Genomic DNA, 22,021 nt, shown 5'->3' with positions numbered 1-22,021 from the left:
TAACCGGAATCGCTAATGTATTTCAGCGTCAGGATTATCCCAAACCAGGATAATCAGGAGGTGGAGAAGATGCATGATCTGCGCCCGCCGGGAATACCACACTGGCTACCTGTAATTCACTACGCCATACGCGTTTTTACTCACCCAAAGCAACGGCTCTTTCCTGATACAGTTTACGTCGGTGTTCATATCATCGAAGCACAAAAGATCGGAGTCCTGATCGTAAAGGCTGTCTTTACGGTAGCCGTCCTGCCAGCCCATAAAGAAAATGCTCCATGAGCCGTCTTTATTAACGACAGGTATTCCGTAACGCTCCTGTAATTCACGCTGATGCGATTTAAACCACGCTTTCTGCCACCAATGCCAGCGCGGGAAATTTTCTACCAGTACCGTGGCAATGCCTTCTTCTTTATGTACAGCCATTACTTTGACTGGCTGTAACAGCCAGACTGCCCAGGCGATTAGTACGGTTAACGCTATCCATTTACACTTCGTCATAACGCCCGCCAACAATGGTTTTTGTAAAGTTCAACTCTGTTATGAAGGGATGATATCCAAAGTGCTCCCACCGTTGAAGAACAAACCAAATTCTGAACATGCGAAGTTCTTTGAAAAGTGGATTTTCGATATCAACAGCATCAAGGCCGAAATGATCTTGTATCCGGAATTGGATCTTTGCTACGAATTTATCTTTAGTGATAACAAGTTCTTGTAACGTAATATGCGTAGCCCACGTATCGTGTACGGCAATTCCAAGCCCATTTATCCTGTCCGTCCAGTGATCGAATTTTGGAAGGGTAGAGTGAGATACAGCCTGCCATAACATTTTCTCTTTACTGGCTGGGTATATTCCCCGAACCCAGTCAATATTTTTAATAAAAGCCCCCCGAAGATAGTGCACGGTACTATTTTTACCGTACATAAAAGGATGATTCGCCATTGCCTGATTAAACAGGTCATCAGTAAACGGCTCGCCAGTATTGCTTTGCAGATGATCAATCATTTTACGCATTAAATGCTTATAAGGCCCGTAAAATGAAAAGGCATCAGACAAGATCCGTAATTCTTCAAACATGATGCCCGCATTCTGCATGAGGCGAGTCTCATCATAGGCGTTGCAGCGGGCCGAGACATCTTTAAGGCCGTAAAGATCTATCAGGTTACTTCTTGAGAGATCCCCGTGACGCATATCGGCAGCGGCATAATCATCCATCAACTTCACCGTTTCGAATACCGAAACGGGTAAAATTAAAGGTGGCTCATTGTCATTCTTTATTTCAGGTACGTAGGCATTTTTTAGATCAATATACACCGGATCATCTCTGATGAGTGTTTCCGGTACTGGTTCATCATAAATCCATGAGCCTTGCCATAATCCTAACGATTTACCATAGCGAATAAATTTACTGCGTTCCATTACGTGTCCTTGTAATTATTTTTACTTACGCCTTTTGTGAGTATCATAAATATGGGTTTTAATGAGTTTCTGCTTCACTCTCTACAGAGCAGAGAATATTTTCTACCGGAACGGCGAGGTTTTGCTACACGCTGGAACCTGAATATGTAAAAGAAGGTGTGCAGAGGATTATTTGGTTGTTATTTAGCTGACGGCGGTATATATGCAGGCAAGCAATTAAACGTCTTTTATTCATTACATATCTTCAACTCGATACGATATATGAAAGAGAGGTATACGATATTTTCTGAGAATATCAAACGGCGCTATCTTTAGCGCCGATAATCCCAGCACTCACACCGAGGGTCACCGTTAACCGTGCCGGTGCGTAAGCACGGCCAGTCATCAGGAGAAACATACGTGACCACACTGACGCTACAGAAAGCCTTTGAGGCCTGTCAGGCAAACAAATCCGCCTGGCTGCAACGCCGAGATGAACTAACGCACACCAAACAGGCATAACGCGAACAGCTTCCCGGCAGGAGCCTGCAAACGCTGCGCAGTCTCAGAGACGTGTAAAAGTGGGACATTATCAGGCTGCCGGTCGCTATATCTGCTCGAATGAATAGGTGCAGCGCATCAGCATTCGTAACTGGCTGAATGATTTTATGCAGGCGCATGGCGCGGCGCTGGTCGCCGCCCTTGCCCCGGAGCTGATGAATTATTCCGGCTAGCATCCCGCCGTTCAGCGCTGCGCCATTCAGCATTCACTTGATGATCTGCGTGAGGCGCTACAGGTCTGGCTCTCCGCCGGTGAAAAAAACTAATTATTCCGTACAGGATAACGACATTTTAACGGCTATCGGATTCAGGCCCAACGCGGCTTCGCGCGATGCCAATCGTGAAAAATACACACCCGCACAGAACCTGAATTACGCCCGCCGCCGTGCAGAGCTGACCGTGCAGTAATCCTTTTAAAAATTCCCGAAAACCCCGCTGTTTTCCCGTAATAAAGCCATGCATGCATAAGGTGCATGGTTTTGAATGCGTTTTACCGACACTGGATCCCCCGCCAACGCCAGCACTGGCGCGCCCTGAGGCCGTTCATGTACCTGCATTAAAAGCGACCCCTTAAGCGGGCAGGCGGGGCGGGGAGAGCATTGCGCGCTAGTGGTAGAACGTAATATTAATATGAGCTCAGGTATGCGATATGTAGATGCAGTAATACCAACCGTCGATTCGTTGCAAATGTCATTTATTGTGTTTATTGGAGGCGTATTTTCAGAATGAGATGTATGGCACAAATCTAGTGCCTCTTCCCGTATAAAATTTTTACTGTCATCTCATATGTCTAACTACATTTGGAGGTTCTAATGGATAAATATCACATTACTAAGGATGGTGATAAATGGAAACTTCAGAAAGAAGGTAATGAAAGACCAAGTAAGACGGCGACAACTAAAAGTGAGATTGTCAGAGAAATGCAAGAGTATATGACTGATAAAACAGGCTCAGTTAAAATTCACAAAGAGGACGGGCGATTTCAGGAAGAGCGCACTTATCAGCGGAAAGATGATCCAAAAAAATCCAAAGGCTAATTGAGTGGAAGCCGCCTTGTGGCGGCTAATTAGATATTCTTTTGTTGCTAATTTCTTAGGTTGTATGTGTGAAGTAAGTCAATTATTTGTTCTATTCCTTGTGCGTTGTTCAATGTTTCTATCTCAACTTCATTTAACTTGAAGTAAATGTAGGTGTTGTTTGCTTTTTCACTGTTTGTTTGATATTTGATAATGTGGCATCCATTAAAATGGACATCCAGAAGAGATAAGTGATTTTTTCTATCGATGACAGGGTGGAATATTTTGTAATATTTTGAGTTAAACGGTTTTTTTCTTATGAAGTTAGGATTTAAAAATGAAACATCATTTCTTTTTATTAATAAGTTACATCTCTTGCATGCCACCGCTAAATTTTTAAGTGTGAACGTATATTCTGGGTATTGTGACTTGGGGAGAATGTGTTCAACATCAATGTTCATATTGTGTTCATTATAAAAATCCTTTAAGCAATAAGCACATTTGATACCATCATTACGGTTGGAAAGAATATATTGTTTGAGTTCTCTTCTCATGGGTTTAAGCAATTCATGCTCCCACACCTTTACCTTGTCATCGAATTTATTTTCGGATATAGCAGTGCGGATATGAGAGATATTCTCTGCTGTAAATGTGAAGTTAGGCATTTTTCACCATCTGATTTAATATTTCATTGGCTGCTTCAATTATTTTCACTTGGCTTTCATCAGGCCCGAGTGATTTTGTTTTATCTAATTTGTCGCGCGCTGAATTTATATCTATTTTTTTATTGTTGTAATCATTAAGGATCTCATTTATCTTGTAGCTGAAATATCTGCTTCTTGACGTTAATACACCGAACACATCCACCATTACTTCATCAATATTAGTTTCATTTCCTTCAAGGGGATAAAGGGTGCTATTTTCGGATTTGAAAACGCTTAGACCACTATGGTCTTCTACCGCCCCTATAACAATCATTGGGGAATGTGTCGCTAATATTATTCTTATGTCGAAATAATATAATAGATCCAGAAGGTTTGATGTGTATTTTTTTTGCCAACGAGGATGTAAACTATTCTCTGGCTCATCAATTATTATTACGCTATTATCCGATATATATGTAAGGATAAAAGCAAGTGTTGCCATGTAGCATGCTTCACCGGAGCTTAAATGAGATGATGGTATTATACCATGGCCACGACCTAAGGTTATTTCAATGTCATGTATTAAATGGTTCTTTTTTAGAATGCGCTCATGCTTTAACATTAGTTCAATGAGGCGATTATGAATGGTGTTAATTCTTTTTTCTGATTCATATGTGAAAGCATATTCCAAATAAAGTATGTAAGAGCCTTTCACTCCATGACCAGTAAAGTTAGCAGTGTCATCATTTATTTCGATTAGATTTCTTAAGTGATTCGTTATTTCATCGATATCATTACCGATTAACTCATTGTTGTACATCTCGGATTGAAATTTTCTAATGAAACTTTCATAAGGAAAGATTGTAAATTTAAATGTGAGTTGCTCATTGAAATCTAAATATGCCAATACTCTTGGGAAAATGTGTGCGTGCGATGACCCGATCATATCGTGACTGTTGCTTACTACTACTTTTTTTAATGCTTTGGTAAGTGTGTTAGATGACTGATTAAGAACGTGAAAACGATGGCTTTTTATTTTTGGGAATTTATTGGTTGATGTGTTTGATAAGCATATTACATTTTTTCCTGTAACGTATTCTTGCTTTGAAATTTCAGCTAATATTGAACTTTTCCCTGACCCATTATTTCCTGTGATAATGTTGACTAACGATGTTGATTCAAATTTCATCTATAGTTTCTCACTCTTGACTTTTAAGCCCCAAAAATTCATTAATTCTACTCTCTGCGCCAAATAAGTTGTACGATTATAGGCTCGTCTTACTTCATCTTTATCGACGTGAGCCAATGCTGCCTCAATAATATCTGAATTAAATTATGATTCATTCAGGTAAGTGCTCGCAATCGAACGCAACCCATGAGCTACTAACTTACCTTCATAACCAATTCTCTTCAAAGTAGCATTCGCAGTCTGGCTGTTCATCGGTTTTTTGGGATCATTTCTGCTCGGAAAAACATGTTCACGATGAGCACTGATTGGCTTCATGACTTCCAGAATCTCTAATGCCTGAGGAGATAGCGGCACAATGTGCTCACGCTTCGCTTTCATCCGCTCTGCTGGAATTGTCCAGAGCTTCGTATGGAGATCGATCTCTGCCCACCGAGCACCTGAGGCCTCAGATGGGCGTACAAGGGTCAGGAGCTGCCACTCAATAAGACAGCGAGTCGGAACAGATAGATTTGACATGATGAGAGAACGCATCAGCTTCGGCAATTCCTCTGGCCGCAGCGTCGGCATATTTTGTTTTTTTGGCTTTTCAAAGGCCATCCCGACACCTGATGCTGGATTTGCATCAATCAGACCAGTGTTAACGGCATAAATCATGAACTCGTTAATGCGTTGCACCAGTCGACGTACAGTCTCAAGCGCCCCACGTGCTTTTATTGGCTCAAGAGCTTCAACCAGTGTCCGGGCTTTGATTTGCTGAACGGGGATCTCACCAATAGCAGGGAATACATCTTTCTCCAGTGAGCGCCAAATGTCTTTTGCGTAATCAGGGGTTACGTTTTTGCTTTTGAGCTGGAACCAGTTAGCGGCGACCGTTGAAAAAATACTGTCCAGAGCGATTTGGTGTTCTTCCTCTCTAACTTCAGCTTGAACTTGAGGGTCGATAACATTAGCTAACAAGGCAAGGTAATCCGCTCTTAGCCCTCGGGCATCGGCAAGCGAAAAGACGGGGAAGGCATCGACCTCCATCATTGATCCCTGTTTTGTTGCAGGATGTTGATAATGGACACGCCAGAGCTTTTTTTCCGCTGGTTTTCACTATCAGGAAAAGCCCTTTGCCATCATGCAGCGTTAGATCCTTCTCTAACGGTGTTTATTGCGAAGAACTTCGGAGTAGGGTCTGTAGGAGTTATCCGTGCCACTATCGTAAATTGGCTACATTCTCAGGAATACATTTACCGGGTACCAATTTCTCAGGGTTTAGCCAAACCCTACGGACTACTACAGGCACAAAAAAACCCGCCAGGCTTTCACCTTGCGGGCTTTCAGGACTTCGTATCAGGCTCTGGTGACCATCAACAAAGAATTTTGGTGGGCTGGCGGGAGTTGAACCCGCGTCCGAAATTCCTACATACCATTCTTATCATAATGAAAACAGTAGTTTATGTTTAAAAACAAGGTTTTAGTGTTGTTTGGTGTTTGTCCATTTTATACATTTTTAATGCTCTGCCGCCAATGTGCCGCCATTTCATTAAACTTCTAGAATAGAAAAGATGACTAAATTATAATTAGTATGTATATAACATAGTTATCATTCTTACATACATAAGTGGGACGTGATGAAAAATAAAAAATTCGTAAGTGAGCTTTTCCTTGAGAATGGACAATTTATTTTAGTTGGCTTAACTGGACGAACCGGTTCTGGCTGCACAACAACAGCTAATATTCTTGAAGATGAAAAAACAATTTTCCCTGATGTTAGCAAACTACAAGGGTTCTACAAAGGGTTAGACGTCCATCGTTATAATATAGTTAAAAATTTTACAGAAAACCATTGGGAAAATTTTTACTCAATTAAGGTGAGTGATTTAATATCAGTATATCTTTTGACATTGACTGTAGAGGAAGCATCTGAGTTTATTTTTTCATCTAAAAACTCCATCAGTAAACAGCATTTAGATTTGGTATTAACTGGCGGGGTGTTTTCAGATAATCTGCTTTCGAAAAAATTTAAAAATGTGATTGAACATTTGCTCAATCATGATAGTGACTTGAAGCTTGATGTTAAAACCATAAATAAAGTCATATCAATTTTAAAATTAGTTAGAAAGTTTACAAAGCAATTTAAAGCTGAGCTAAATGAGATAAACTCGAATTTATATGTTTCAGCATATCAGTTGGCAGGTAAATCCATTAGACGGCGTGGATGTATTGAAGTTGATTTTGAAACGAATGACTTTATCCCTAAATCAGTTTTTCATTTGCCTGAAACTATCAACAGGGTTATCAAATTAATAAGAAAAAACAAACGAGATAAGGCATTGATTGTAATAGATGCAATTAGAAATCCATACGAAGCAAAATTCTTCAAGGATAGATACTCTGCTTTTCATCTAATATCTATAAATGCACCAGATGAACATCGTACTAATTATTTGCGAAAATTACATAAATTTTCCTCAGATCAAATTGAGGAAATAGATGCTGTAGAGTCTGGTAAGGGTGATAATTCGTACAAACATCTTACCAATCCAAATGTTACTAAATGTATTGAGTTATCCGATATACACATTTTTAATCCAAAGAATGAATTTGATAACGATAATATTTTAAAAGCGCAATTAGCATGGTACGTTGCGTTAATGAAACATCCAGGCCTGATAACCCCGACGGCAATGGAAAGGGTTATGCAAGTTGCGTACACAGTAAAATTAAATTCAGGATGTATATCAAGGCAGGTTGGAGCCGTAGTAACTGATGACGATAACTCAATAAAAGCAGTTGGTTGGAATGATGTTGCCAACGGTCAAATACCTTGCTCAATGAGATCGTTAGATGGCCTAATGTATGATTTTGATGAAAAAATATATAGTCATTATGAAAGGAATAATAGTTCTTTCAGGAACCAAGCCAAGGGGAAACTCTTAACTTTTAGGATGATTGATTCAGCTGGAGATGTATATAGGGGGCGGAATTTATCTTATTGCTTTAAAGACATCCACAATAGCCTTGATAAAGATAAAAAAGGTAATCAAGTTCATACTCGTGCATTACATGCGGAAGAAAACGCATTTCTACAACTTGCAAAATATGGTGGTGTAGGTATTCAGGGAGGGAAATTGTACACAACAGCAAGCCCCTGTGAACTCTGTGCGAAAAAGGCTTATCAATTAGGCATGTCGGAAATTATTTTTATTGATCCCTATCCGGGAATAGCTCAAGATCATATTATTAACATAGGTAGCAAGTCGCCAGAATTAGTCCAATTCAGAGGTGCCATCGGTAAATCATATCACCGGCTTTATGAGCAAGTTATTCCCATAAAGGATGAATTAGATTATCTTCTTGAGTAAACTACGATCACTTCCTCTCGAGGGATTTACAAGATGACCGGGGAGAGAACTTGGTCATCTTGTTGGTCGAAAAAATGTAAAGCTAATTTCCTTAATGGCATGCTTTATAACACGATTTAATGAACTGTTATCGTTGCCTTTATAATCTATTAGTTAAAATTAATCGTTCTGCAATTTTTATTTTAGAAACTTTGTTCAAGCATATGAAACATATCATTAGACCTAAAGTTATGAGATAACTACTTAAACCTATTTTTTGCCAAATATTAAAATGACTAATTTTTTCCATTGCACGTATGCTAAATAATATGGAGTAATTAAATGGAAGTGCTACCAATAGACTACTCATAAAATAAATTGAGGTTGTTAGTAATTTAACAAACCTTCTGTAAACTCTAAATTTGTATCTTTTTTTATTCCAACAAAATATATCATGCTGAGTTGATATGCTTATTAGACTTTGACACTTACTAAAGTCGTCAATGTCACGGACAGGGTTGATTGTTCTGAGTAAAGTTAACCTCTGATTTTTTGTCAGTGACTTATCTTTTGTTAAAGCAGCAATGCCATACTCTTCTGCGATATTTTTGAATATAACATCCTCAGAGTTTTTATATAAATAATATGCAAATTCACTCATGTTTTTACGTGACGTAAATAGCTTGTCTTTTCTATAAGTCCAACCAGACCTCAACCCAAATAATGAAATTATGATCGATAACCCAGGGAATAAAATTTTTGTAAATAATTCGAATTCATTACTCATAAGTAACTTTTATCTTAAATTGAATAGAGGGTTTTTGGTGACTGCGTCTTCAAGGTGATCGGGTGAAAAATGAGCGTAAACCATCGTCATTTTTATGTCGGCATGGCCTAGAATATCACGCAGTACCAGTATGTTTCCGCCGTTCATCATAAAGTGGCTGGCGAAGGTATGGCGCAGCACATGCGTGCACTGGCCTTCTGGCAAGTCGATACCCGCTCTTTTAACTGCGCGCTCAAAAGCTTTTCTGCAGGGTGTGAATAGCTTACCTCTGTTTTTGGGCAGCTCGTCATACAGAACCTGAGATATCGGTACAGTTCGGTTTTTCTTGCCTTTGGTTTTGGTATAGGTGATCCGGTATTTAGATAACTGATGGCCCTGCAGGTTTTCGGCCTCACTCCACCGCGCGCCGGTGGCTAGGCATATCTTTGCGATCATTAACAGGCTGGGGCTTTGAGAATCAGCGCAGGCATCAAGCAGGCGTTTAATTTCGTCTTGGGCAAGGAACGCCAGTTCCCCCTCTGCGATTTTGAACGTTGGTAGCCCGGCGAGCGGGTTAGGCGCTGACCAGTGGCCCAGCTTTTTCAGGGTGCCAAAAACGGATGATAAGTTACGCTGTTCCAGGTTTACCGTGCGGGGCTTTACTGGCGACATCAGCGCGCCGTCTTCGTTGCGTACTTCACCTTTTAATCGTGCTTCGCGATATTTTGTAAAGTCACCGGCGGTTAACTCAGAGGCGACGGGATCGCCCAGGCCATTGCAGATAATTTTCAGTTTCGCCATTAGGCGCTTGGGGTCTGCGAGCGTCTGGCCGTAAAGAGAGTGCCACTGCTCAATCACTTCTGACAAACGCCGCCGATCTTCCTTTTCACCCAGCCACGGCTTTTTGTTCACTTCATCCATGGTGAAGTTTTCGAATGCTACAGCCTCGCCCTTTGTCGCAAATTGCTTGCGCACGCGCTTGCCGTCACGCCCGTTCGGGTAACACTCGCACAACCATTTTCCGTTCGGCTGCTTTCTGATCGTCATAGTCAGATGCTCTTAATGACTTTTACTGCGCGGCCAATTACCTCAACGTCGTCGACAGAGCATTCAAAAGAGGTGTCATCTTGATGGACAATAATTTTGTTCCCAGGGATTCGGGCAATCTTCACGATATTTTTCATACCATCAATATCGATAAGCCAGATTCCGTTACTGAGCTGTTTTGCAGAGGTATCGACAACGTAATCCCCTTCAGTCGTTTTTACGTACAAACAATCTTCTGCTTTACCTGAAAGCAGCCCCTGATCAAGATAAATATCCTCCAGCTCATCAAAAGCACCGGTCTCTATCGTCACCTGTTTCACTGGCGGGACGACAATCTTAGAAAGAGGGCGTACTGTGGGCTGACTCTCGTTTTTGGACTTATTTTTTTCGTCTGTCTGAGGGTACATTTCTCCTTGCCCTGTTGTTAACCAGAGCAAAGAAATGCCTGTTTCAAGAGCGCATTGAATAATCCAGTCAGCAGGGAAACTGTCACGTAACAGTCTGTTTGCCATAGTACTTTTAGACGCTTGAAGGTGTTCAACTAAAGCAATCTGAGTATTGAAACCGTAGGCAGTCATTAACCTTTTAATGGCTTCCTTGCCTCCCGTATTTGCACCACTGCTAATCTTCAAGTTGAACTCTCCATTTGACAATCTAATATCGGGGTCGTAATTTATGTCCAACTTCTAAAGTGAGAGTTTGGAAGTTGGGGTTGAACATCATAAAACGCACTAAAACTAAGAGATACTGCACTATGAGCACAGATATTTCAATTCGAGTACCCAAAGAGATGGCTACGCCTGCAGAGTTCGCGGAGTGGGAGGGTATTTCCCGTGGCTCTGTATACCAAAAAATTCACCATGGTCAGCTTGCTAAGTACATGGTTAAAAAAGAGAAAAATAAAGGTCGTGTAAGCCTGCGTTACTTAATGTACAAAACCGATCAGGTCCGTGAGTCTCTTGGTCATTCCAACTTCCGCGTCATTGTTGGTCAGTAAGTTCGATTATGAGAACTTTTTAAGGGGCTCGCATGTTTGATTATAAGATTTCCAAACATCCACACTTTGAAGAGGCCTGCCGGGCTTTCGCACTGCGTCACAACATGGCGAAGCTGGCAGAACGCGCGGGAATGAATGTCCAGACGCTGCGCAACAAGCTCAACCCGGACCAGCCGCATCAGCTCACACCGCCTGAAATCTGGCTGCTTACCGATCTCACTGAGGACTCAACCCTGGTTGATGGCTTCCTGGCACAGATTCACTGCCTGCCATGTGTGCCGATGAACGAAGTGGCAAAAGAAAAGTTGCCGCACTACGTCATGAGCGCCACTGCTGAAATCGGGCGCGTTGCTGCCGGTGCTGTTACTGGCGATGTGAAAACCACTGCCGGGCGCCGTGATGTGATCAGCAGCATTAACTCAGTAACTCGCCTGATGGCTCTGGCTGCCGTTTCCATGCAGGCCCGCCTGCAGGCCAACCCCGCTATGGCAAGTGCGGTGGACACCGTAACGGGCCTTGGCGCTTCGTTCGGCATCATCTGAGGTGATTATGCTGACTAAAGAACCGTCATTCGCATCGCTTTTAGTTAAACAAAGCCAGGGTATTCACTGCGGCCATGGCTGGATTCTTGGGAAAGATGGCAAGCGCTGGCACCCGTCCCGCTCTCAAGATGAACTGCTGGCAGGGCTGACCACTACCAAACGGGGGAAACCATGGCTATTGAAGGCGCTGCGGCAACTGTTCCATTAAGCCCGGGTCAACGTATGGAAGGGCTGAACCGAATAGCGGAATTAAGGGCAAATGTGTTTGGTCTGAATATCGAGCCAGAGCTTGAAAGGTTTATTAAAGATATGCGCGACCGCCGCGATATAAACCATAAGCAAAATGAACGCGCACTGGCAGCCATATTCTTTATGGCAAAAATTCCGGCAGAACGTCACGGCGTCAATATTAGTGATCTGACTACTGACGAAAAGCGGGAACTGGTTAAAGCAATGAATCATTTTCGTGCAGTGGTGAGCTTATTTCCCAAACGGCTAACCATGCCGAATTAATCTACAACAGAAATTAATGGCGTAAACCCGCCGGGCATTCTTTTGCCCAAATTCAGGAGAAAGAGAAATGCAGAAAGAATTACCAAAAATGGTTGTGCCAGAAAACGACCAGCTTATGGCGGTGATCGATATTGCCAAACGTGAGGAGCGCAAAGGCCGCGCACTCGCTGTTTCAATCCGCCTTGAGGCGCTGGCAACCCATATCACCAACAAAGGGTTAAACGGTATTGAAGCGGCTGAACTGCTGCGCCGCGAAGCAACCCGCTACGAAAACGAATCACAGGAGCTGCACTAATGGCTGACTCTATGGACCTCGTACAGCAGCGCGTTGAAGAACAGCTGCAGCGCCACATCCACAATGCCCGCAACAGAGCGCCGGGCGTTTCCTGTGTGCTTTGCATCGAATGTGATGCTCCGATCCCTCCAGCGCGCCGCCGTGCCATTCCGGGCGTGAAGTGCTGCGTAACATGCCAGGAAATCGTTGAGCTGAAAGGGAAGCATTACACCCGAGGCGCGGTATAAGCTTCGGAGCCAGTCACTGATGCCTGAATTAATAAAAGACAAAGGCGGCCCGACCGTGGCCGCTGGGGCTTTCCCATGGAACAGCCCGAAAAAAGCACTTAACCCCTACTTGGACCCGGCGGAAGTAGCGCCGGTTTCTGCGCTTTCAAACCTGATTACTCTCTATGCTGCGGATAACGAGCAGGAACAGCTGCGCCGTGAGGCCCTGAGTAATGAGGTCTGGGAACGCTATTTCTACAATGAATCCCGCGATCCTGTTCAGCGAGAAATGGAGCAGGACCAGCTGATAAGCCGCGCCAAAATGACCCGCGAACAGCAGCAATTCAATCCCGATCTGGTCATCGTTGCTGACGTGAGCGCCCAACCGGCGCACATCAGTAAGCCGCTGCTTGAACGGATTAAATATTTCGAGGGCCTGGGCAAGCCGAAGGCATATTCCCGCTATCTGCGCGAAACCATCAGGCCGTGCCTTGAACGGCTGGAGCGCGTGCGTACCAGCCAGTTTTCTGCGTCATTCCGTTTTATGGCGAGCCACGACGGGCTGGAGGGCCTGCTGGTTCTGCCGGAAATGAACCAGGAGCAGGTTAAGCGGTTATCTACCCTGGTGGCGGCACACATGAGCATGTGTCTGGATGCTGCCTGCGGTGAGTTGTTTACGGATGAAGACGTTACGCCGGAGGAGATCCGCCGGTCATGGGAAAGGGTGGCCGCTGAGGCCATGCGCCTTGATGTGATCCCGCCTGCTTTCGAGCGGCTGCGCCGTAAAAAGCACCGCCGTAACCCGGTCCCATACGAACTTATTCCGGGATCGCTTGCCCGTATGCTTTGCGCGGACTGGTGGTATCGCAAGCTGTGGCAGATGCGGTGTGAATGGCGGGAAGAACAGTTGCGCGCGGTCTGCCTGGTTAACAAAAAGGCGTCCCCGTATGTCAGCTATGAGGCTGTGATCCACAAACGCGAACAGCGCCGCAAATCACTTGAGTTTTTCCGCTCGCATGAGCTGGTTAACGCCGAAGGTGACACGCTGGATATGGAAGAAGTGGTAAACGCCAGCAGCAGCAATCCGGCGCACCGGCGCAACGAAATGATGGCCTGCGTTAAGGGGCTGGAGCTGATCGCAGAAATGCGTGGTGAATGCGCCGTGTTCTATACCATCACCTGCCCTTCACGCTTTCACGCGACGCTTAATAACGGAAGGCCAAACCCGAAATGGACCAGTGCCACGGTCCGCCAGAGCAGTGATTACCTGGTGAATATGTTCGCCGCCTTCCGTAAGGCGATGCACAAAGCCGGGCTGCGCTGGTATGGCGTCCGCGTTGCTGAACCACACCATGACGGCACTGTGCACTGGCACCTGCTGTGCTTCATGCGCAAAAAAGACCGCAAATCCATCACCGCGATGCTGCGTAAATTCGCCATTCGTGAGGACCGGGAGGAGCTGGGCACCAATACCGGGCCGCGCTTCAAGTCTGAGCTTATCAACCCGCGCAAGGGTACACCGACCAGCTATATCGCCAAATACATCAGCAAGAATATCGACGGGCGCGGGCTGGCGCAGGAAATCAGTAAAGAAACGGGCAGATCACTGCGCGATAACGCTGAGAACGTAAACGCCTGGGCTTCGCTGCACCGTGTCCAGCAATTCCGCTTCTTTGGTATTCCTGGCCGCCAGGCGTACCGCGAGCTGCGCCTGCTGGCCGGTCAGGCTGCCAGAGTGCAGGGGGACAAGAAGGCAGGCGCGCCGGTACTGGAAAACCCGCGTCTGGATGCTGTGCTGGCCGCAGCTGATGCTGGCTGTTTTGCCACCTACATCATGAAGCAGGGCGGCGTCCTGGTTCCCCGTAAGCATCACCTTGTCAGAACTGCCTATGAGCTGAACGACGAGCCGAGCGCCTACGGCGATCACGGTGTTCGTATTTATGGCATCTGGTCTCCGATCATTGAGGGCCGGATCTGCACTCATGCAGTGAAGTGGAAAATGGTTCGTAAAGCCGTTGACCTTCAGGAGGCGACAGCCGACCAGGGCGCTTGCGCCCCTTGGACTCGTGGCAATAACTGTCCCCCTGTTGAAAATTTGAACCAAACAGGGGGGGAGGTAACGGATATCACTTCCATGGATGAAAAGGAGCTGCAGGACTACCTGCACGGCATGGGCAAAAAGGAACGGCGGGAGCTTGTCGCCCGGCTCAGGCTGGTAAAACCGAAACGGAAAAAGGCTTACAAGCATGAGATTTCTGAGCAGCAGCGCCTGCAGCTGGAGTATGAGCTGCAGTCCAGAGGGTTCGATGACAGTCAGTACGAGGTGAATTTACTTTTAAGCGGCGGCAGCATTCCGTCAGGGGGCGGGCTGCGCATCTTTTACCAAAACGGTCGGCTGCGTGAGGATGACAAATGGGGGCAGTATTACTGACAAGCCAAAATATTTTCTGATTTTGACTCATAGCAGGGCTTTCTTATTGAAGTCCAAAAAGCGTTTTACATTTAGAAATTGGTAATATACTGTATATATAAACAGTGTATATACATGCAGTTATGTTGTGTAAGTGGTCGTAACAGGAGGGAAAATGCAGGATTATCTTTTGGAGTCATTAAAACTTCAGCGCATAGATTTTTTCTTAAAACTGGTAGCGGCAAGCGATTGCAGCGAGGAAGAAAAGCGGCTGGCTATCCAGTGGGTTTCTGAGCTAACTGACGAGCTGATGGCGAAAATTCGTAACCATGAATACAGCCGCATAATGGACACTACCAGTTAAGGGGAATCCATGCGCATTGAAATAATGATCGATAAAGAGCAGAAGATAAGCCAGGCAACACTGGAAGCTCTTGAATCCGAGCTTTACCGAAATTTGCGCCCTCTCTATCCAAGAACAGCAATCCGCATACGTCAGGGAAGCGCTAAAGGCCTGGAGCTGAGCAGCTTAAAACTGGACGAGGATAAAAAGCTGGTAATGGGGATTTTGCAGCAGGTCTGGGAGAACGACTGTTGGCTGCATTGATACATTTTTTAGACCAGCCTGCTTGGAGCAGCCCGCTTGCTTTTCGTATCAATTTTGGTCTAAAGACTCGAGATTCTATGCAAAGAGCTGTATACTGACTGCAGTTTAGATGTGGAGCGTATGATGACTGTTAAGGTGATAGACCTTTTTTGTGGGGCGGGCGGGTTGACTCATGGCCTGCAACTTGCCGGGCTTGATGTGGTTGCTGGTATTGACCTTGAGGGGGAATGTCGATTTCCCTATGAAAAAAACAATAACTCAGTCTTTATTGAGCAAGACATAGCGAAGGTCACAAAAGAGCAGCTTCTTGAACTTTATGGTGATTCATCCGTTAAAGTTCTCGCTGGATGTGCTCCTTGCCAGCCTTTTTCCAAATATACTCAAGGTAAGGACAAAGCAGAAGATAAAAAATGGCCGCTACTATATGAGTTTGAGCGTCTGATTCGAGAGGTTTCTCCTGAAATTGTAACGATGGAGAACGTTCCTGACGTAACCAAACACAAAGTTTATGACGATTTTTATAACTCATTAATAGGCTTGGGCTATCAAGTGTGGGCTTCAAGGGTTGACTGTGTTGAATATGGCATTCCACAGAGTCGTGCTCGACATGTGCTGTTGGCGTCTAAACTTGGAAAAATTGAGTTAGTAAAATCTGAAAATTTCCCTCGTAAAACTGTCGCAGATGTTATTCGAGATTTACCGCCATTAGAATCCGGTGAGGCTGATCCACGTGATTTTTTACATCGTGCAAGCAAGTTGAGCCCTATTAATAAGAAGCGTATCATTCATTCAGTTCCTGGTGGAACTTGGAAAGATTGGCCTGAGGAACTGGTGGCAGCCTGTCATCTTAAATCCAGTGGTAAGGGCTATGGGAGTGTATACGGCCGTATGTCTTGGGATAAACCAAGCCCAACAATTACAACTCTTTGTTATGGTTTTGGTAACGGTCGGTTTGGTCATCCAGAACAAAATCGTGCGATCTCTTTAAGAGAAGCGGCATTATTGCAAACATTTCCAATGAATTATTCATTTGTAGAAGATAACTCAAAATTCAACATGCGAAATATTGGTAAAATGATTGGCAATGCTGTTCCTGTCGAGCTGGGTCGAGTTATTGGTCACGCTATTAAAAATCATTTGAATTAAAACTAAAGCCTGCTATGCAGGCTTTTTATTAGGAAGTTAAGTAACCATCGGAATGAATATAATCTTCAATATTGGTTGCTATGGCGTCAAGGTATGCAATTACTTCCAATGAGACATTTTCTAAATCTTGATACGAAACGTTTTTGCCTATTTCGGAAAATGAAACGTTACCATGCGCAAGATCGTTACGATGTTGTTTAATAGTGCTTAGTTTTTCCCCATGCTTAGTATGAATGTAATCAGATGATGTAGAAAAACCGTAAATTGTGGCTTTTTCCTTTATTTCATCACGATCTATATTGCCTGAGAATAATTTTTTCTTATTAAAGCTACCATAAGAAATCCCACAGGATATACCTTTCGTGAGTCCATTTATGAAATTTTCCACGCCTACAGAATCGCTCTTTAAACGTTTAACTATTTCAATACGCAGATTTTTTTTGAGGTTGTCAAATTGAACATTTTTATCATGCAAGGAATCATGAATAAAACAAATCGCTTCCCTCATAGTGGATTCAATAAGATTATATAAAAGAATGTATACTGCGCCCTTTAAAGTTTTACGAGATTCTGAAGTAATATTGAATTTATTTTTAGGGTCTTCTGTTGAAACCAATTCAGAACCTGCATGCTCAATGAACCTCAAAAGATCTAAATAGGCCAGTATTTCTCCTGACCTAATATCAAAGTCCTCGCGAAAACTTTCCATGTTAAACCTCTAACAATTTATCACGCACAAACTCAATTCGCTCTTTTACTTTGACTCGGCTATTCGCACCGTCAGAGGTTGTTAATATTTTAAATTCGTCAGAACTTAACCAGTCAAGATTCTGAGGCACGAGTGCTGAATGTTCTCTCAACGCTAATGCGACACCTACTGCTAAGGATTCATATCTGACTCGAGGGGTGGACTTCGCAGTAACTGTTTTTTTGAATCCAGCGGGGAAGTATTCGTTTACGAAGTTTAACATCTTGGCGAATTCTTCTTTCATAGAGTCCTGCTTGTGAGAGTCTACCTCTCCATTTTCCCGCATGTAATCATTAAGAAAATCACGGACTGAGTGATCAAAGTTTTCATAATTCTCAAGATATGCAAAAAAGCGTAGTGCGAATTCTAAACGTTCATCACGTTTTTCTTTTGCTTCAGATAATGGAGCTAAATCTTTAAATAGAGGGATGGCAGAGCAAGGCTTAATAACATGCGTGTAAAGTGAAGTTGAACCAAGCTCTGAGCCTTTTCTGACTTCCATATCCTTAAGAATGTCGCTACCTGAGTTAATCCTTTCAAAAAGGTCTCGGCGTGTCTCTTCGTTGCATTTTGAGCTTAATTCAATCACCCTTACAGGTATGCGCATAAAGCGACGCTGTCTAGATAGTGGTAAGTCTTGGAAAGTAAAACCATTTAGAGAATCTAAAGATTTCAAATCTTTTAAGGTTAACTCATTATGAATGAAAGCATGGATGGTTCTGACACGTTGCGAACCATCTACAATCTCAATTCTACCATCCAGTTCAGGGTCTTCGGAAAGAACATCAGCGGTAAAAATGTATGGAATAGGAAACCCGAGAATTAAGGATTCAATTAAACGTGATTGTCTTTTTTCGCTCCAAACGAAGTCCCTTTGGTAGTCAGGAACAAAAAGTTCGTTAGTATCATCTTCCAAGCCGCTGTGATACTTATTTACCAGTAACTCGACGGTAAACTCCTTCGTCTCGAAATCTACGTCTTTTTGCTCAGTACGTATTTGTTCTTCTGCATTCTGTTTAAAAACTTCTAACTGAGCGAGTAAATCAGCTCTTCTCTTCGCGTCAGCTTCTTTTTCTAGCAGAGCTTTTACTTCAACGAGTTCCATTTGCAGTCCTTTAACAAGTGTGGGTATTGGGTTTAGGGTAGCATAATGGATCAAGTGTAAAACATCATTAGCCGCATGAAATCGCGCAAAATCGCATGATCGTTTGATGATCTTTTTGCTTAGGACCGCCAGTTGTGGCGGGCTTTTGATTATGTCATGCAGGTGCATGAAAACCACTACGCAAAGCGGGCAGGCGTGGCGGGGATACGAGCGCGCGCGATGGGGTGAAATAGCAAAAATCCGGCGCAGCCTCCGGCCCGCTGGCGGCTTCAGTTCGAAGGGGTGAGGTGCAGCAGCAAAAAAAGAAGCGCCCCGCAGAAAGCTGCTGGGGCGCTGTGAGAGGTGGTCCGGGTGGGTCGGTTAGTCGTTGCGTTTGTCTTCGGTGAGTCCCAGCGTGTAGGGCTCGAAGCGGATCACCTCTTCGCCCAGCCAGTCATTAAGCTCCTGCAGGCGTTTCTGCAGCGGCATTAGTTCGTTACGGACAAAGACGCGGCTGGCCTTTTCCACATCACCAAAGCCGCCGGTATTGTTGGGAATGATGCCCATCATTTGCGGCGGTACGCGGTGCGCGGCCATCATGTCATCCCGGCTCACATTCTTGATATTCAGAAATTCATCCTTCGCCGCCACCTCTGACAGCGGGATGATCTGAATGCCGTCTTTTTTGCCGTTGGGCGAGTACATGAACAGGTTGCGGAAGTTGCCCGGACCCTTGGCGCTTTTCATGGCCTGGCGGATGTTGTTCACGTCCTCCTGGTTCTGCGCGGCGTCGGTCATGTACATGATAAAGCCCGCATGGCTGCCGTTAATGTAATACTTGCGGCGAAACAGCGTGGCGGACTCGTTGAGCAGGGCGGACGGAATGGCTGAGAGGTAGCCGGGCAGCCCGTAGATTTCCTGGTTAATATCAGGTTCAAGAAGATGGAAAATGCTTCCCGGCGTGAATTCGTAGGGCTGCGTTATGAATCCGTACTGCACAAACCAGTAGGTGTCCAGGTCAACGCCGCGGCGGGTATATTTCGCCAGGGCTGGCTCCAGTGAGAGAACGCCGCCGAGCCGGTTGGTGCGTTTCTCAAGGTAGGCGTTGCCGAATACCAGATAGTCCTGCACGAAACGGGAAAAGGCCTGCTGGCTGAGCAGGCGGTGCGGGATATAGGTGCTGCTGAGAATGTCACGCTTAACGGCAATCGGTGAGCTGTGATGCACGGCGGCGCGGTAGGTGCGGGCCAGCCCGTCAAAACTTACCGGGGGTTCATACCAGCGGTCCATCTGCACGCACTCCACATAATCCAGCAATTCCCGGCGGTCCAGTACCGGGATCGGGTCGCCAAAGCTGAATGCTTCTGCAGATACGCCGCTGCTTTGCTGAACGCTCTGTTTAGCTGCAGCGCGGTTTTTATTCCTCTTGCCCATCAAAAAATCTCCACAATGTTGCTGGTATTGGCGGCTTCGCCCTGCAGCGGTTCGTTAAACAGTGCGTGCATTGTTGCCCAGGCCAGGTCTGCATGGCTGGCTTCTTCGCTGCGGCTGGCTTCGTAGGTGGGGCGGTTCCCGCTGGCGGTGGTGGCGCGGCGGATTGCCATAAAGGACTGCGCAATGTCGGTGTGCCCGGCGTCAAACTCCAGGCGCCGGTGGCTGATAATGTCGTATGCCTTAAGCACCAAGGCGTTTTTAACGTTGGGGTTGTAGACAAACTCCCGGACCGCCGGGAAGAACGCCTTAACGTTCTCATAGACGCCGTGGCCGACGCCGGTCGAGTCGATGCCGATATAGGTCACGTTGTACTGCTGGGTCAGCTTCTTAATGGCGTCAGCCTGGGCGCGGAAGTCCATCCCGCGCCACTGGTGCCGCTCCAGAATGCGGAACTTGCCGCCCGGCACCGGGGGGGGTGCCACCACCACGCACCCGGCGCTGTCGCCGTTCTGCGTACCTTTCGCCGGGTCATAGCCGATCCAGACTTCACGCCAGCCAAAAGGGCGCAGCGCCAGCGCCTGAAAGTCAGACCAGACTTCCCAGCTGTCCACCATGCACGCCTGCAGCTCGCTCAGCGGGAATACTGACGCCAGGTCGTCAATGAATTCGCACATCAGCAGGTTCTGGTATTCGTCAGGGCTGTACTCCATGCGCAGCTGGTCCAGGTCGAACAGGTTACAGCCGCCGCGCACCGCATCCTCCACGGTGACGATCTGGCGGTACTGACCGTCCGGGCAAAGCAGGCCCGGGGCCAGATTGCTGTGGGTCAGGTCAATATCCACCTTGTCCGCTTTGGCGCGGCCCCGGTTGAACAGGGCGCCGGACCAGAACGGATAGGCGCTGTGGGTCAGGCTGGACGGCGTGGAGAAGTAGGTCTGCCGCCATTTCTTGTGAATGGCCATGCCGGAGGCCACCTTGCGCAGCTCCTGGAATTTCGGTATCCAGAAATATTCATCCAGGTACAGGTTGCCGTGGTAGCTCTGCGCCGTGCGGGCGTTGGTGCCGAGGAAGTACAGGCACGCGCCGTTGCTGAGCGTCATCGGGTCGCCCTTCAGCTCCACATGCGCTGCAGCTCGATCCCCGCTGCGGTGTGAAAAAAGAAAAGCAGCAGCTGGAGCGCAGATTGCGCAGTGACAGCCGCTAACGAACGTGCCCCGCGCACGGGCGGCACGGGGTCCTTACGCAACGCCCTGAATAAATCGGTGGCGTATGTCCGTGACAACCCGGACAAACTGCACCTTTTTGTTGATAACGGTTCGCTGGTCGCAACCGGTGCCCGTTCAATGTCATGGGAATATCGCTACACCCTGAACGTGGTGATTGAAGACTTTAGCGGCAACCAGAATTTAGTGATGGCGACCGTGCTGCTCTGGTTAATGACCAATCAACCGGACGCCATCAACAACCCGGAACTGCGCGAAAAACTTTTTACCTTTGACGTCGATATCCTGAGCAACGATCTGTGTGATATCAGCCTCAATCTGCAGCTCACGGAGCGCGTGATTGTAAACACTGACGGCACCGTATCGAGCGTTGAAGCGGTGCCGGAACCCGACATACCCGAAGAAATATGGACGGTGAAACGTGGATGACCTGCAGAGGGTGGATGACTGGCTGGCGGCCCTGCTGGCGAATCTGGAACCGGCAGCCCGCAACCGTATGATGCGACAACTGGCGCAGGAGCTGCGCCGGTCGCAACAGCAAAACATCAGGCTGCAGCGCAATCCAGACGGCACCGCCTTTGAGCCGCGCCGGGTGACGGCCAGAAGTAAAAAGGGGCGCATCAAGCGCCAGATGTTCGCCAAATTGCGTACCACTAAATACCTGAAAACCGCAGCCACAGCAGACTCTGCCAGCGTGCAGTTTGAGGGTAAAGTCCAGCGCATCGCCCGTGTTCACCATTATGGTCTGCGTGATCGAGTCAGACGCAATGGCCCAGAAGTGCATTATGCTGAGAGACGGCTATTAGGGATAAATTCATACCAAGTGCAACTTCTTAGTGATGCTATTTTACGCTGGCTAACTTATTGA

Annotated in this window: 24 protein-coding genes and 4 pseudogenes; 16 read left to right on the top strand and 12 right to left on the bottom strand. The window is 45.9% G+C overall.

What is annotated here, in order from left to right:
• Positions 1-105 precede the first annotated feature (105 nt).
• Positions 106-498, bottom strand: coding sequence for a DUF943 family protein (locus KFZ77_RS15035; RefSeq protein ID WP_264384641.1), 393 nt, complete (start codon positions 496-498; stop codon positions 106-108).
• Entirely contained in the window at positions 485-1,417 is a 933-nt protein-coding gene (locus KFZ77_RS15030; protein WP_264384640.1) for a DUF3289 family protein, read from the bottom strand. Before KFZ77_RS15030 ends, KFZ77_RS15035 begins: the two co-directional genes overlap by 14 nt.
• Before the next feature lie 399 nt (positions 1,418-1,816).
• Here KFZ77_RS15030 and KFZ77_RS15025 point away from each other — a divergent pair.
• Positions 1,817-2,365, top strand: a pseudogene (locus tag KFZ77_RS15025) (phage polarity suppression protein).
• 404 nt (positions 2,366-2,769) lie between these two features.
• Positions 2,770-2,994, top strand: a complete 225-nt coding sequence (locus tag KFZ77_RS15020; RefSeq protein WP_023337669.1) for a DUF2188 domain-containing protein — start codon at positions 2,770-2,772, stop codon at positions 2,992-2,994.
• Between the two features lie 47 nt (positions 2,995-3,041).
• On the opposite strand, the gene KFZ77_RS15015 is transcribed toward KFZ77_RS15020, so the two are convergent.
• The 3 genes and pseudogenes from KFZ77_RS15015 to KFZ77_RS15005 form a co-directional block, all read right to left on the bottom strand.
• Positions 3,042-3,638, bottom strand: a complete 597-nt coding sequence (locus KFZ77_RS15015; protein WP_264384639.1) for an HNH endonuclease — start codon at positions 3,636-3,638, stop codon at positions 3,042-3,044.
• A complete protein-coding gene (locus tag KFZ77_RS15010; RefSeq protein WP_264384638.1) occupies positions 3,631-4,806 on the bottom strand; it encodes an AAA family ATPase in 1,176 nt (391 codons plus the stop codon). The genes KFZ77_RS15015 and KFZ77_RS15010 overlap by 8 nt, the downstream gene beginning before the upstream one ends.
• Positions 4,807-5,950: pseudogene (locus KFZ77_RS15005) on the bottom strand (integrase domain-containing protein); the annotation flags it as partial. It lies immediately after the preceding gene.
• 472 nt (positions 5,951-6,422) lie between these two features.
• Here KFZ77_RS15005 and KFZ77_RS15000 point away from each other — a divergent pair.
• Positions 6,423-8,156, top strand: a complete 1,734-nt coding sequence (locus KFZ77_RS15000; RefSeq protein ID WP_264384637.1) for an anti-phage dCTP deaminase — start codon at positions 6,423-6,425, stop codon at positions 8,154-8,156.
• 139 nt (positions 8,157-8,295) lie between these two features.
• On the opposite strand, the gene KFZ77_RS14995 is transcribed toward KFZ77_RS15000, so the two are convergent.
• From KFZ77_RS14995 to KFZ77_RS14985, 3 genes are all read right to left on the bottom strand, one after another.
• The gene (locus tag KFZ77_RS14995) at positions 8,296-8,796 is read right to left on the bottom strand and encodes a hypothetical protein (RefSeq protein WP_264384636.1); all 501 of its coding nucleotides are present in this window, start codon (positions 8,794-8,796) and stop codon (positions 8,296-8,298) included.
• 135 nt (positions 8,797-8,931) lie between these two features.
• Positions 8,932-9,948 (bottom strand): site-specific integrase, encoded by a 1,017-nt coding sequence (locus KFZ77_RS14990; protein ID WP_264384635.1) that lies wholly within the window; start codon positions 9,946-9,948, stop codon positions 8,932-8,934.
• Positions 9,949-9,950: 2 nt separating this feature from the next.
• Positions 9,951-10,580 (bottom strand): phage repressor protein CI, encoded by a 630-nt coding sequence (locus KFZ77_RS14985; RefSeq protein ID WP_264384634.1) that lies wholly within the window; start codon positions 10,578-10,580, stop codon positions 9,951-9,953.
• Between the two features lie 122 nt (positions 10,581-10,702).
• Here KFZ77_RS14985 and KFZ77_RS14980 point away from each other — a divergent pair, with 122 nt between their 5' ends.
• From KFZ77_RS14980 to KFZ77_RS14935, 10 genes are all read left to right on the top strand, one after another.
• Positions 10,703-10,945, top strand: coding sequence for a Rha family transcriptional regulator (locus KFZ77_RS14980; protein ID WP_000102106.1), 243 nt, complete (start codon positions 10,703-10,705; stop codon positions 10,943-10,945).
• A gap of 32 nt (positions 10,946-10,977) precedes the next feature.
• Positions 10,978-11,487, top strand: coding sequence for a phage regulatory CII family protein (locus KFZ77_RS14975; protein WP_000460863.1), 510 nt, complete (start codon positions 10,978-10,980; stop codon positions 11,485-11,487).
• 7 nt (positions 11,488-11,494) lie between these two features.
• On the top strand, positions 11,495-11,695 hold the full coding sequence (locus KFZ77_RS14970; RefSeq protein ID WP_264384633.1) for a phage filamentation protein Fil family protein: 201 nt from the start codon (positions 11,495-11,497) through the stop codon (positions 11,693-11,695).
• Positions 11,659-12,000, top strand: coding sequence for a DUF5347 family protein (locus tag KFZ77_RS14965; RefSeq protein WP_000963476.1), 342 nt, complete (start codon positions 11,659-11,661; stop codon positions 11,998-12,000). The genes KFZ77_RS14970 and KFZ77_RS14965 overlap by 37 nt, the downstream gene beginning before the upstream one ends.
• 88 nt (positions 12,001-12,088) lie before the next feature.
• Positions 12,089-12,295 carry a DUF2732 family protein gene (locus KFZ77_RS14960; RefSeq protein ID WP_162271128.1) on the top strand — a complete coding sequence of 69 codons (207 nt, stop codon included), beginning with the start codon at positions 12,089-12,091 and terminating at the stop codon, positions 12,293-12,295.
• Positions 12,295-12,522 (top strand): TraR/DksA family transcriptional regulator, encoded by a 228-nt coding sequence (locus KFZ77_RS14955; protein ID WP_264384632.1) that lies wholly within the window; start codon positions 12,295-12,297, stop codon positions 12,520-12,522. Before KFZ77_RS14960 ends, KFZ77_RS14955 begins: the two co-directional genes overlap by 1 nt.
• Before the next feature lie 19 nt (positions 12,523-12,541).
• Positions 12,542-14,932 carry a replication endonuclease gene (locus KFZ77_RS14950; protein ID WP_264384631.1) on the top strand — a complete coding sequence of 797 codons (2,391 nt, stop codon included), beginning with the start codon at positions 12,542-12,544 and terminating at the stop codon, positions 14,930-14,932.
• Between the two features lie 154 nt (positions 14,933-15,086).
• Positions 15,087-15,275: a hypothetical protein gene (locus KFZ77_RS14945; protein ID WP_264384630.1), complete on the top strand. Its 189-nt coding sequence runs from the start codon at positions 15,087-15,089 to the stop codon at positions 15,273-15,275.
• A 9-nt stretch (positions 15,276-15,284) separates the two neighbouring features.
• Entirely contained in the window at positions 15,285-15,518 is a 234-nt protein-coding gene (locus tag KFZ77_RS14940; RefSeq protein ID WP_264384629.1) for a DinI family protein, read from the top strand.
• A gap of 123 nt (positions 15,519-15,641) precedes the next feature.
• Positions 15,642-16,664, top strand: a complete 1,023-nt coding sequence (locus KFZ77_RS14935) for a DNA cytosine methyltransferase (protein ID WP_264386201.1) — start codon at positions 15,642-15,644, stop codon at positions 16,662-16,664.
• Between the two features lie 28 nt (positions 16,665-16,692).
• Here the strand turns inward: KFZ77_RS14935 and KFZ77_RS14930 are convergent, their stop codons facing one another.
• From KFZ77_RS14930 to KFZ77_RS14915, 4 genes and pseudogenes are all read right to left on the bottom strand, one after another.
• A complete protein-coding gene (locus KFZ77_RS14930) occupies positions 16,693-17,373 on the bottom strand; it encodes an MAE_28990/MAE_18760 family HEPN-like nuclease (RefSeq protein ID WP_264384628.1) in 681 nt (226 codons plus the stop codon).
• A gap of 1 nt (position 17,374) precedes the next feature.
• A complete protein-coding gene (locus KFZ77_RS14925; protein ID WP_264384627.1) occupies positions 17,375-18,517 on the bottom strand; it encodes a DUF262 domain-containing protein in 1,143 nt (380 codons plus the stop codon).
• Positions 18,518-18,877: 360 nt separating this feature from the next.
• Entirely contained in the window at positions 18,878-19,930 is a 1,053-nt protein-coding gene (locus KFZ77_RS14920) for a phage portal protein (RefSeq protein WP_264384626.1), read from the bottom strand.
• Positions 19,930-21,051: pseudogene (locus KFZ77_RS14915) on the bottom strand (phage terminase large subunit family protein); the annotation flags it as partial. The pseudogene KFZ77_RS14915 and the gene KFZ77_RS14920, both read right to left, overlap by 1 nt.
• Between KFZ77_RS14915 and KFZ77_RS14910 the strand changes: the two are divergent.
• The 3 genes and pseudogenes from KFZ77_RS14910 to KFZ77_RS14900 form a co-directional block, all read left to right on the top strand.
• Positions 21,051-21,134 (top strand): annotated as a pseudogene (locus KFZ77_RS14910) (hypothetical protein); the annotation flags it as partial. The pseudogenes KFZ77_RS14915 and KFZ77_RS14910 overlap by 1 nt on opposite strands.
• Positions 21,121-21,582 carry a phage tail protein gene (locus KFZ77_RS14905; RefSeq protein ID WP_264384625.1) on the top strand — a complete coding sequence of 154 codons (462 nt, stop codon included), beginning with the start codon at positions 21,121-21,123 and terminating at the stop codon, positions 21,580-21,582. The pseudogene KFZ77_RS14910 and the gene KFZ77_RS14905, both read left to right, overlap by 14 nt.
• Positions 21,575-22,021 carry a phage virion morphogenesis protein gene (locus KFZ77_RS14900; protein ID WP_264384624.1) on the top strand — a complete coding sequence of 149 codons (447 nt, stop codon included), beginning with the start codon at positions 21,575-21,577 and terminating at the stop codon, positions 22,019-22,021. The genes KFZ77_RS14905 and KFZ77_RS14900 overlap by 8 nt, the downstream gene beginning before the upstream one ends.

The organism is Siccibacter colletis, assembly GCF_025914095.1.
GTDB classification, from domain to species: Bacteria; Pseudomonadota; Gammaproteobacteria; order Enterobacterales; family Enterobacteriaceae; genus Siccibacter; species Siccibacter colletis.
Note: the sequence above shows the minus strand (reverse complement) of the source record. Positions and strands in the feature narration are given on the sequence as shown.